General features: G+C 69.6%; 9 protein-coding genes and 1 riboswitch. Of the genes, 4 read left to right on the top strand and 5 right to left on the bottom strand.

Annotated elements, in window-relative coordinates:
* Positions 1–60: 60 nt before the first annotated feature.
* From AB0959_RS40695 to AB0959_RS40675, 5 genes are all read right to left on the bottom strand, one after another.
* Complete coding sequence (locus AB0959_RS40695; protein WP_366831851.1) at positions 61–1,827, bottom strand: ABC transporter substrate-binding protein; 1,767 nt, start codon at positions 1,825–1,827, stop codon at positions 61–63.
* Positions 1,828–1,925: 98 nt separating this feature from the next.
* Positions 1,926–2,927: an ABC transporter permease gene (locus tag AB0959_RS40690; RefSeq protein ID WP_366831850.1), complete on the bottom strand. Its 1,002-nt coding sequence runs from the start codon at positions 2,925–2,927 to the stop codon at positions 1,926–1,928.
* A 386-nt stretch (positions 2,928–3,313) separates the two neighbouring features.
* Positions 3,314–4,105: an enhanced serine sensitivity protein SseB C-terminal domain-containing protein gene (locus tag AB0959_RS40685; protein ID WP_366831849.1), complete on the bottom strand. Its 792-nt coding sequence runs from the start codon at positions 4,103–4,105 to the stop codon at positions 3,314–3,316.
* 183 nt (positions 4,106–4,288) lie between these two features.
* Complete coding sequence (locus AB0959_RS40680; protein ID WP_366831848.1) at positions 4,289–5,065, bottom strand: enhanced serine sensitivity protein SseB; 777 nt, start codon at positions 5,063–5,065, stop codon at positions 4,289–4,291.
* A gap of 189 nt (positions 5,066–5,254) precedes the next feature.
* The gene (locus AB0959_RS40675; protein WP_366831847.1) at positions 5,255–5,941 is read right to left on the bottom strand and encodes an AAA family ATPase; all 687 of its coding nucleotides are present in this window, start codon (positions 5,939–5,941) and stop codon (positions 5,255–5,257) included.
* A gap of 200 nt (positions 5,942–6,141) precedes the next feature.
* A riboswitch (glycine riboswitch) is annotated at positions 6,142–6,256 on the top strand.
* Between the two features lie 166 nt (positions 6,257–6,422).
* Between AB0959_RS40675 and gcvT the strand changes: the two genes are divergently transcribed.
* The 4 genes from gcvT to AB0959_RS40655 all read left to right on the top strand — a co-directional run bounded on the left by gcvT (position 6,423) and on the right by AB0959_RS40655 (position 10,803).
* Positions 6,423–7,556: a glycine cleavage system aminomethyltransferase GcvT gene (gcvT, locus tag AB0959_RS40670; RefSeq protein ID WP_366831846.1), complete on the top strand. Its 1,134-nt coding sequence runs from the start codon at positions 6,423–6,425 to the stop codon at positions 7,554–7,556.
* A 116-nt stretch (positions 7,557–7,672) separates the two neighbouring features.
* The gene (gcvH, locus tag AB0959_RS40665; RefSeq protein WP_366831845.1) at positions 7,673–8,050 is read left to right on the top strand and encodes a glycine cleavage system protein GcvH; all 378 of its coding nucleotides are present in this window, start codon (positions 7,673–7,675) and stop codon (positions 8,048–8,050) included.
* Positions 8,051–8,063: 13 nt separating this feature from the next.
* Positions 8,064–9,335, top strand: coding sequence for a serine hydroxymethyltransferase (glyA, locus tag AB0959_RS40660; RefSeq protein WP_366831844.1), 1,272 nt, complete (start codon positions 8,064–8,066; stop codon positions 9,333–9,335).
* 100 nt (positions 9,336–9,435) lie between these two features.
* Complete coding sequence (locus AB0959_RS40655; RefSeq protein WP_366831843.1) at positions 9,436–10,803, top strand: L-serine ammonia-lyase; 1,368 nt, start codon at positions 9,436–9,438, stop codon at positions 10,801–10,803.
* Positions 10,804–11,172 lie beyond the last annotated feature (369 nt).

Here is an 11,172-nt window from a genome sequence, read left to right as displayed (position 1 = left end):
CCTTCGGACTGGCGGGATTCGGCGGCAAGGGAGGGGCGATCGACTACGGTCGCTCGGCGGTTACTTCGTGACGCCCAGCGAGACGTAGTCGTAGCGGCCGTTGTACGCGGCGGACGAGTAGACGTTCGTCAGACGCGGGCTGCGCCAGGAGATGTTCTTCTCGTAGATGAAGGGCATCCAGTCGGCGTTGTCGAGCAGGCGCTTGTTCATGTTCTCGTAGATCGTCTTGGCCTTGGCCGGGTCCGTCGACGCGATCGCGTCGTCGAACATCTTGTCGATCTCCGGGTCCTTGATCTGCGACTCGTTGTAGTTGCCGTTCGGGAAGATGAAGCGGCTGTCGTACAGCGGCTGCGCGTAGCCCTGGCCGGTCGGGAAGTCCGGGCCCCAGCCGCTCATCGTCAGGCCGTAGCCGCGCTCCTTCACGACCTTCGGCGAGCCGGTGATGCTGGAGGACTGGGCGCCGTCGATCGGGTCGACCTCCAGCTTGATGCCGACCTTGCCGAGCTGCTCCTGCAGGGCCTCGGCGGCGTCGACCTCGGACGGCTGGTTGGTCCGGGCGGTGATCTTGGTGGAGAAGCCGCTCGGCTTGCCGCACGCCTTCAGCGACTCCTTGGCCTTCGCCAGGTCCGGCTTGCCCTTGCGGGCGAGGACGCCGTACGGGTCGTAGTCGGTGTAGCCGGGGATCGACTTCGGGAAGACCGAGTTGGCGATCTCACCACCGGCGACCGCGCCACCGCGCACCTGCTGCAGACCGGCGAAGTCCGTGGCGTAGAAGACGGCCTTGCGGCAGTCGACGTTGTCGAACGGCTTGGCCGTCTGGACGAGGGCCACGTAGCGGACGAACGACGTCTGGATGTTGTCGATGTCGGCCTTGTGGTCCTGGACGGCGGTGACGCGGCCCGACTGGGTCATGCCGGTGCCGTTGACGTCGAGGTCGTAGTCGCCTTCCATCAGCCGCTTGTCGTTCTCCTCCAGGTTGGCGGAGATCGTCACGGTGATCTTTTCCGGGAGAGCCGGACGGAGCGGGTCCGACGCCTTCTTCCAGTTGGTGTTGCGTACCAGGGTCAGACCCTTGCCCGCCTTGTACGACTGGACCTTGTACGGGCCAGAGGAGAACGGCTTGTTGGTGTACTTGGCGCCGGTGTCCTCGCTCTGCTTCACCGGGGCGCCGGTGGGCATGGCCAGGAACTGCTCGAAGTCACCGTTGGGCTTGGGCAGCTTGAAGACGATGGTGTTGTCGTCGGGCGTCTCGATGGCCTTCAGACCGAGCTTGTCCTTGGACTTGTCCTTGTAGGGGCCCTTGTACTCGCCCTTGGGGTCCAGGGTCTGCTTGATGTACGCGGGACCACCGGTGATGACGTCGGTCGCCCAGATGCGCTCGATGCCGTACTTGACGTCCTTGGAGGTCAGCTTCGAGCCGTCCTCCCAGGTCAGACCGTCACGCAGCTTGTACGTGTAGGTCTTGCCGTCGGCGGAGACCTCGCCGGGGCCGGTGGCGAGGTCGCCGACCAGCTTGTTGGAGGCCGCGCCCGGCTTGGTGTCGTACGTGACCAGGGTGCGGGTGAAGAACCGCATGAAGTCCCAGGTCATGCCGTAGTAGGTGCGCTGCGGGTCGAGGGAGTCGAAGTCCTGCTTGCCTATGAACTTCAGCGTCCCGCCCTTCTTGGTGGACGCGTTGACGACCTTGTTGAGCGCCGCGTTGTAACCCGCGCCCTCGTCCTTGCCGTTGTCGCTGTCACCGCCGCCGCACGCCGTGGTGGTCACCAGCGCCGCGACTACGAGGGCCGCACCGGCAGCAAGCCGTCGCTTCGGGGAAGCTGTGGACATTTTCTCGTAACCTCCGAGATTCGCGGTCCCGGTCCTGAGCCGGAGAACCATGGGGTCAGCCACCTGACGGTGCGGCAGGGGCAAGTCGTGTGGGGGTGCTAGCGGGTGCCCTTGGGGTCCAGCGCGTCGCGCAGACCGTCTCCGAAGAGGTTGAACGCGAGGACGGTGACGAAGATCGTCGCGCCGGGGAAGACCATGAACATCGGATCGTGCTCGTAGGTCTCCAGCGCGTCGCGCAGCATGCCGCCCCAGGACGCCGTCGGCGGCCGCACACCCGCGCCGAGGAAGCTGAGCGCCGCCTCCGTGAGGATGTTGGTGGGGATCATCAGCGTCGCGTAGACGAGGATCGGGGCGACGAGGTTGGGCAGCAGCTCCCGGAAGAGGATGTGCCGTCGGCCGCCGCCGAGGCTGCGCGCGGCCTCGACGTACTCGCGCTCGCGCAGGCTCAGGGTCTGGCCGCGCACGATACGGCCCACGTACGGCCAGCCGAAGAAGCCGATGACCAGGACGAGTACGCCGATGCGCACACCCGAACCGGTCAGGCCCAGCAGGTCGTCCGGGAGCACCGAGACGAGGGAGATGATGAAGAGCAGCTGCGGGAAGGAGAGCAGCACGTCCATGGTGCGGCTGATCAGCGCGTCGATCCAGCCGCCGAAGTAGCCCGCGACGATGCCGAACAGGGTGCCGAGCGCCACGGCGACCACGGCGGCGAGGAACGCCACGAGCAGGGAGATCCGGGCGCCGTAGACGATGCGGCTGAACACGTCGCGGCCCTTGTTGGGCTCGACGCCGAAGAGGTAGTCGCCGCTCACGCCGCCCCAGGCGCCCTGCGGCAGGTTGGTCAGCGGGTCCAGCTTGTCCTGGTGGAACTCGTTCGGCGGGTGGCCGAGGAGACCGACGATCAGCGGGGCGAACACGGCGACCAGGGTCAGGAAGAGCACGAAGGCGCCGCCGGCGAGTGCGACCTTGTCCTGCTTGAGGCGGTTCCAGGCGATCTGCTTGAGGGACCTGCCCTCGACCTTCTCGGCGCCTGTCTCCGCCGGATCGGCAGGGGCAGTCGGGGCCGCTTCCGCGGTCGTGTCGTGCAATGGCGCCGTCATCTGGCAGGGACCCCTCTCAACCGGCGGTGACCGGCCCGCACTTGCCGCGGTAGCGGCCTCATCGTCCGTCGTGGGCAGGGGTGGAAGCCCCCTGCCGTACACAGGGGTGAAGAGCCCCTGGTGCGGGAGTCTTCAACGGTTCACGGATCTGTTGCCAGACTTGGCGGCGAATGGATGCCTAACCGTGATGCTGTCCTGGGAGTTCCGTTATGCGGACGTCACGCAACGTGATTCGGACACGGGGCAGTTGGGGCGCAAGGGGCTGCGGCTTACATTTACCCGCGTAGATGCGGACATGTCCTACGAAAGTTTTGCGACCGTCTGTGGGCGTGCTGTGAAGGGTGGTTGAGGGCCGGAGGGGGACCCCAGGTGAGGAGAGCGGGGCCTCAGTACCCGCCCGGGTATCCGTACCCGCCCGCCGCGGGAGCCTGGGCGGGGGCCGCGTGGGCCTCGCGGTCGTAGAAGGGGCGGGCGTTGGCACGCAGCCACATCGCCACCGGGTCGTACTCGTCGGACATCGCGACGGTCGAGACGGGCAGCCCGTCCGGGACCGCACCGATGGACTGCTGCATCATCGCCCGTACCGAGTCCACGGCCGGAGGCGAGGTGTCGTACACATCGAGTCCGATGGCCAGGTACGGCGCGCCGAGCGCGGGCTGCACCCAGGCACGGCGCAGCGAGCGGACGGCCGCCGTGCGATGGGCGTTCTGCGTGAGCAGGGCGTAGAACTGCGGGATCTCGATGCCCGGTTCGGACAGCCGCAGCGGGCCCGAGGGCTGGCGCTCCAGACCGGTGGCGATCCGGCGCAGGTCCAGCCAGGGGATGCCGACGCCTCCGCCGGGCGCGTGCGGGTTCAGCCACAGTCCGTAGTGGTCGGGGTAGAGGGTGCGGGCCACGTCGAGGCCGTCGACCACTTCGTAACTGCGGTTCCAGCCGCTGGCCGAGAGCTCCTGGGCGGAGGTGACGCAGGGGGCGTAGCCGTAGCCCTCCACCTCCATGTTCCCGTACTGGGCGTCCGGGGAGCCGGCCTGGCCGTGCCACAGCAGCATCCAGACCTGGCCGGAGGACGGGGTCGCGAGCGCGCGCAGCAACGCCTCGTAGGCGTCGTAACGCCCGGGCGTCACCTGGCGCAGCATGTGCTCGACCTGGCCGGTCGCGGCGGTGCCGCTGGCGCTCACCTTTACCGCCCCTTCAGTTGGACCCGCGGAATATGAAACCAGCTTAGGCGCTGGACTGGGATAGCCGGTGACAGCTCGGGGGGCGGTGTGATCTGCGGACTGCGGGTTCGTTGTGGCTTGTCGCGCAGTTCCCCGCGCCCTGACGGGGCGCGCCCTTGCGGGACGTGCCCCTGCGGGACGCCCCTAGTAGCCCTGCTGGTAGAAGGGCCGGACCTTTTCGCGCATCCAGTCGCCGACCGGGTCCTGGGCGACGTCAAGGAAGACCATGTTCACGGCGTACCCCACCGGGGCCGCGGTCAGGGCCCGGCTCAGGGCGTCCAGGGGGAGAGCGCGGTCGGCCTCCCAGGAGGCCAGTTCGACGCCGATGAACATCACCGGGTCGGAGGTCTCGATGGCGGCCAGGCAGCGGCGGGCGCTGAGCACGGCGCCGGTCCCGGCGAACTCGGCCGAGGCCGCGGCGAGGAAGTCCACGGGGTCGTCCTGCCAGTCCGGCTCGAACAGCCGCACCCGGGCACCGCTCGCCGCCCCGTCCAGCGGGGTCCGCCCGGCCCGGCACAGCTCGGCCACGGCGGCCGGCGGCAGCGGTACGCCGATCACACCGTCCGGGTTCACCGCGATACCGATGTGCGGCGGCAGCCCCCGCGCGAACTCGACGGCGGGCGCGATCGTGTACGACATGTGGCTGCCGACGACCTGGCGGAACTGCTCCTCGGAGCTGAAGACCGGCACGTACGCCTGCCCGTCGATCTGCAACGTCGGCAGGTCGAGCGGGCCACTGTTCGGGCCGCCGCCCTCGGGCAGGGGCACCCACAGGAAGCTGCGGCCGAGCACCTCCACGATGCGGCCGCCCGCGCTCGGCCTGCCGAGGGCGGCCGAGAGCACCTCCTCCAGCTCGTTGCCGGGCCATCCGCCGTGCGGATGGGGGTGCGCCTGTGCCGGGAAGTCCGCCGCGTAATCCATCTTCTGCTGCCTACCGCTTGCTCTCCGAACCGCTGCTGTGGCTGAACCCTAATGGGCGAATCGGGGCCCGCGCCCCGTCAGGGGCACGGGGAACTGCGCGACAAGCCACAGATGCCCCGCAGATCCCATACGGCATCAAGGGGCTGCCACCATGGGGATCCGGGGCGAAGCCCCGGACAACACGCCGCCTCACCCCGCGAAATCAATCCGCCGCAACACCCCCGCCGCCGCCCGGTCAAGCAGCACCGCGCCCCCGCACCCCTCCGGCAGCCGCCCCTTCTCGACCCCCCTCAGCAGCCGCGCCGTCACCGCCCGATGCCGGGCGAAGGCGTAACTCGACACTCCGCGCCCCCGCTCACGCTGGCCGTCGCGGGCCTCGTCAGGGGTGACGTCGAGGAGCAGCAGATGCAGCGTGCCGTCCCGGCGGCGGGCCTCGCGGGCGAGCCAGCCGCGCACCCAGGCCTGCGTCCCGCAGTCGTGCACGACGACACCGGCGCCGGTGCGCAGCGCGCGGCGCAGCCCGGCGTAGTGGGCGATCCGCACGAAGGGCCGGTAGAGCGCGTACGGCAGGAAACGGGCCAGCCGGGCGTCCCAGCGGTCACGGGTGTCCTGGGAGTCGACGCGCGGACCGCGCACCGCCCGCCGCATGAGGGTCGACTTGCCGCTGCCGGGGAGTCCGGTGACCACGACGAGGTCGCTCGTGCCGAACGTGAGTCCGTGCGGGCTGCGGCCCGAGCGCTCCCTCAGGTCGCGGACGACCGCCGTCGGGAACGGGCCGCACGCCTCCCCGGCCGGGGCCGTCGGCCGCCCGGGCAGCGCGATGCCGTAGGTCGTCGCGTACACCGTGGTCCTGTTCACCGTGATCGTCCTCCCCATGGGTATGGAGTCCCATCCCCCTCGAGTGTAAAGAGAAGGTAATCCCAGGGTCTCGCTTTTCCGTCCCCGTACTGCCACAGCCCTGCTACAGCGGGCTGTGGACCTTGGTCGATCCCCGTGCGTCCCCTGTGACGGGAGGGCCCCTGCCGTGCCGGAGCGAGGCGTGCGATGATGTGCGCGCCAACTGCATACAGGCCGCTTGAATCCGCGCGGGAGAGTTCCCAGTCGAGTACGGCACGTACACGTACTTCTGGGACGCCGAAGGAGCAAGTCCCTCCCTTGAATCTCTCAGGCCCCGTAAACCGCGCGGGCGAGGCACATCTGGAAAGCGGGCCGCCCCTGGAGTCGGGGGTGGGTCCCACCCAAGGTGCAAGCCATGATCATCCGGGTCATCCGTGGTCATGGCGAACCTCTCAGGTTCCGATGACAGATGGGGAGGATCGCCCTCGCCCTCGCCCTTCATGCCCTGGGAGCAGAACCGATGAGCAGCAGCCCTCTCCGCCGTACCGCGATCGACGCCCTCCATCGCTCGCTCGGCGCGACGATGACCGACTTCGCCGGCTGGGACATGCCCCTGCGGTACGGCTCCGAGCGCGACGAGCACAACGCCGTCCGCACCAGGGCGGGCCTCTTCGACCTCTCGCACATGGGTGAGATCACCGTGACCGGCCCGCAGGCCGCGGCGCTGCTGGACCACGCGCTGGTCGGCGACATCGGCGGCATCCGGGCCGGCCGCGCCCGCTACACCATGATCTGCCGCGAGGACGGCGGCATCCTCGACGACCTGATCGTCTACCGGCTCGCCGAGACGGAGGCCGGTTCTTCTCACTACCTGGTCGTCGCCAACGCCTCCAACGCCCAGGTGGTCCTCGACGCGCTGGTGGAGCGGTCCGCCGGATTCGACGCCGTCGTGCGCGACGACCGGGACGCCTACGCCCTCATCGCCGTCCAGGGCCCCGAGTCGCCGGGGATCCTCGCCTCGCTCACCGACGCCGACCTCGACGGCCTGAAGTACTACGCCGGGCTGCCCGGCACCGTCGCGGGCGTGCCCGCCCTGATCGCCCGCACCGGCTACACCGGCGAGGACGGCTTCGAGCTCTTCGTGAGGCCCGAGCACGCCGTCGAGCTGTGGCAGGCGCTGACCAAGGCGGGCGAGGGCGCCGGCCTGGTCCCGTGCGGGCTGTCCTGCCGGGACACGCTGCGCCTGGAGGCGGGCATGCCCCTGTACGGGCACGAGCTGTCGACCTCGCTCACCCCCTTCGACGCGGGCCTCGGAAGGGTCGTGAAGTTCGGGAAGGACGGCGACTTCGTGGGGCGCGAGGCGCTCACCGAGGCCGCCGCCAAGGCCGAGAGCAACCCGCCGCGCATCCTCGTCGGGCTGGTCGCCGAGGGCCGTCGCGTCCCGCGCGCCGGGTACGCCGTGGTCGCGGGCGGCGAGGTGATCGGCGAGGTCACCTCCGGGGCGCCCTCCCCCACCCTCGGCAAGCCGATCGCGATGGCGTACGTCGACGCCGCGCACGCCGCGCCCGGCACGCCCGGTGTCGGCGTGGACGTCCGGGGCACCCACGAGCCGTACGAGGTCGTGGCGTTGCCGTTCTACAAGCGGCAGAAGTGAGGCCGGGCGCGGTAGCGCGCCCCGGGCGCGGCCGCGCGCACATTTCCGCTGTTCACGCGTGTTTCCAGTACCCACCCATTCATCACCACTTCCTCGCGTACAGGAGAATTCAGGCCATGAGCAACCCCCAGCAGCTGCGCTACAGCAAGGAGCACGAGTGGCTGTCGGCCGCCGAGGACGGCGTCGCGACGGTCGGCATCACGGAGCACGCGGCCAACGCGCTCGGAGACGTCGTCTTCGTCCAGCTCCCGGACGTGGGCTCCACCGTCACCGCGGGCGAGACCTGTGGGGAGCTGGAGTCGACCAAGTCCGTGAGCGACCTGTACGCCCCGGTCGGCGGTGAGGTCACCGAGACCAACGAGGACGTGGTCAACGACCCGTCGCTGGTCAACTCCGCCCCGTTCGAGGGCGGCTGGCTGTTCAAGGTACGCGTCACCGAGGAGCCCGACGACCTGCTCTCCGCCGACGAGTACACCGCCTTCTCCGCCGGCTGAGGAGTCGTACCGCATGGCTGACACGTCACTTCTGAACGCTCCCCTGCACGAGCTGGACCCGGACGTCGCCGCCGCCGTCGACGCCGAGCTCCACCGCCAGCAGTCCACCCTGGAGATGATCGCCTCGGAGAACTTCGCTCCGGCCGCCGTCATGGAGGCCCAGGGCTCGGTGCTGACCAACAAGTACGCCGAGGGCTACCCGGGCCGCCGCTACTACGGCGGCTGCGAGCATGTCGACGTGGTCGAGCAGATCGCCATCGACCGCGTCAAGGAGCTGTTCGGCGCCGAGCACGCCAACGTCCAGCCGCACTCGGGCGCCCAGGCCAACGCGGCCGCGATGTTCGCGCTGCTCAAGCCCGGCGACACGATCATGGGTCTGAACCTCGCGCACGGCGGGCACCTGACCCACGGCATGAAGATCAACTTCTCCGGCAAGCTCTACGACGTCGTCGCCTACCACGTGGGCGAGGACGGCCTGGTCGACATGACCGAGGTCGAGAAACTGGCCAAGGAGTCACGGCCGAAACTGATCGTGGCCGGCTGGTCGGCGTACCCGAGGCAGCTGGACTTCGCCGCGTTCCGCCGGATCGCGGACGAGGTCGGCGCTTATCTCATGGTGGACATGGCGCACTTCGCGGGCCTGGTCGCGGCCGGGCTGCACCCGAACCCGGTCCCGCACGCACACGTCGTGACGACCACGACCCACAAGACGCTGGGCGGCCCGCGCGGTGGCGTGATCCTCTCCACCGCCGAACTCGCCAAGAAGATCAACTCCGCGGTGTTCCCCGGTCAGCAGGGCGGTCCGCTGGAGCACGTGATCGCGGCCAAGGCGGTCTCCTTCAAGGTCGCCGCCTCCGAGGCCTTCAAGGAGCGGCAGCGCCGCACCCTGGAGGGCGCCCGCGTCCTCGCCGAGCGCCTGGTGCGGGACGACGTCAGGGCGGTCGGCGTGGACGTCCTCTCGGGCGGCACCGACGTCCACCTGGTCCTCGTCGACCTGCGGAACTCCGAGCTCGACGGGCAGCAGGCCGAGGACCGCCTCCACGGGGTCGGCATCACGGTCAACCGCAACGCGATCCCGAACGACCCGCGCCCGCCGATGGTGACGTCGGGCCTCAGGATCGGCACCCCGGCGCTGGCCACCCGCGGCTTCACGGCCGAGGACTTCGCCGAGGTCGCGGACGTCATCGCGGAGGCGCTGAAACCGTCGTACGACGCGGAGGCGCTGAAGACCCGGGTGAAGGCCCTGGCCGACAAGCACCCGCTGTACCCCGGCCTGAACAAGTAGCTCACCGCTCAGGGCACCGCGCACACTCGGAGGTGAGCGCGGTGCCCCCACACCACCCCTGTACCACCCCGCACCACCCCCCGTAGTTGAGGAGTCCCCCGTGGCCATCTCGGTCTTCGACCTGTTCTCGATCGGCATCGGCCCGTCGAGCTCGCACACGGTCGGCCCGATGCGGGCCGCTCGCATGTTCGCCCGGCGTCTGCGGAACGAGGACCTCCTCGCCTCCACCACGAGGGTCCGCGCGGAGCTGTACGGCTCGCTCGGCGCCACCGGCCACGGACACGGCACCCCCAAGGCGGTGCTGCTCGGACTGGAGGGCGCCTCACCGCGCACGGTGGACGTGGAGACGGCCGACGAGCGGGTGGAAACGATCAGGCAGTCCCGGCGGATCAACCTGATGGGCGCCCAGGAGATCGACTTCGACGCCGACGCGGACCTGAAGCTGCACCGCCGCAAGACGCTCCCCTACCACGCGAACGGCATGACGCTGTGGGCGTACGACGCGTCGGGCGCCGAACTGCTGTCGAAGACCTACTACTCGGTGGGCGGCGGCTTCGTCGTCGACGAGGAGGCCGTGGGCGCGGACCGCATCAAGCTCGACGACACCTCCCTGAAGTACCCCTTCCGCACGGGCGACGAGCTGCTGCGCCTGACGCGGGAAACAGGCCTGTCCATCTCCGCGCTGATGCTGGAGAACGAGCGCGCCTGGCGCACCGAGGACGAGGTCCGCGCCGGGCTGCTGGAGATCTGGCGGGTGATGCAGGCGTGCGTGGCGCGCGGCATGTCCCGTGAGGGCATCCTGCCCGGCGGTCTGAAGGTGCGCCGCCGCGCCGCGGTCTCCGCCCGCCAGCTCCGGGCCGAGGGCGACCCCTTGGCCCGCTCCATGGAGTGGATCACGCTGTACGCGATGGCCGTGAACGAGGAGAACGCGGCGGGCGGCCGTGTGGTCACCGCCCCCACGAACGGCGCGGCCGGCATCATCCCCGCGGTCCTGCACTACTACATCAACTTCGTGCCGGGCGCCGACGAGGACGGAGTCGTCCGCTTCCTGCTGGCCGCGGGGGCCATCGGCATGCTCTTCAAGGAGAACGCCTCCATCTCCGGCGCCGAAGTCGGCTGCCAGGGCGAGGTCGGCTCCGCCTGCTCGATGGCCGCGGGCGCCCTCGCCGAGGTCCTGGGCGGCTCCCCCGAACAGGTCGAGAACGCCGCCGAGATCGGCATGGAACACAACCTCGGCCTGACCTGCGACCCGGTCGGCGGCCTGGTCCAGATCCCCTGCATCGAACGCAACGGCATGGCCGCGGTCAAGGCCGTCACCGCGGCCCGCATGGCGATGCGCGGCGACGGCTCGCACAAGGTGTCCCTGGACAAGGTCATCAAGACGATGAAGGACACCGGCGCGGACATGAGCGTGAAGTACAAGGAGACGGCGCGGGGCGGGCTGGCGGTGAACATCATCGAGTGCTAGGGGAACAGGCCCTGACCAGCGCGTTCGGGTCTTTCGGCGCTGTCAGGGCCTTCCCTGCTTACGCGGCGGAAAGTCCCCGGGATGTCCCTGGGACAGGCTTGAAAGTCCCCGAAAAGTCCCCGGGATATCCCCGAAGCGCGCCGCCCTGTGTGGTGCACTTCAGGACCGATCCGGCGTTCTTGGGGCCGTCGCTGGTGTGAGGGGAGTCAGTACAGCCAGGCAGCGAGACCTACGCATACGGGACCATGAGCGATCGTGTTGCCTGGCGCCTCATCATGCCGCCCGGTGACGTTCTGCCTGATCAGAGCACTTGCTATAAGTTGGCCTATGCCACCCCGTGATGCACTGCCCAAAGGCATCTGTCCACCA

Source organism: Streptomyces sp. NPDC046862 (assembly GCF_040704615.1).
In the GTDB taxonomy this organism is placed as follows: Bacteria; Actinomycetota; Actinomycetes; order Streptomycetales; family Streptomycetaceae; genus Streptomyces.
This window is presented reverse-complemented; position numbering and strand designations above follow the sequence as displayed.

Excerpts from the sequence above, each read along its gene's own strand:
- AB0959_RS40680 (WP_366831848.1), bottom strand. The coding sequence starts at position 5,065 with ATGGATTACGCGGCGGACTTCCCGGCACAGGCGCACCCCCATCCGCAC.
- AB0959_RS40675 (WP_366831847.1), bottom strand. The coding sequence starts at position 5,941 with ATGGGGAGGACGATCACGGTGAACAGGACCACGGTGTACGCGACGACC.
- gcvH (WP_366831845.1), top strand. The coding sequence starts at position 7,673 with ATGAGCAACCCCCAGCAGCTGCGCTACAGCAAGGAGCACGAGTGGCTG.
- AB0959_RS40695 (WP_366831851.1), bottom strand. The coding sequence starts at position 1,827 with ATGTCCACAGCTTCCCCGAAGCGACGGCTTGCTGCCGGTGCGGCCCTC.
- gcvT (WP_366831846.1), top strand. The coding sequence starts at position 6,423 with ATGAGCAGCAGCCCTCTCCGCCGTACCGCGATCGACGCCCTCCATCGC.
- glyA (WP_366831844.1), top strand. The coding sequence starts at position 8,064 with ATGGCTGACACGTCACTTCTGAACGCTCCCCTGCACGAGCTGGACCCG.
- AB0959_RS40690 (WP_366831850.1), bottom strand. The coding sequence starts at position 2,927 with ATGACGGCGCCATTGCACGACACGACCGCGGAAGCGGCCCCGACTGCC.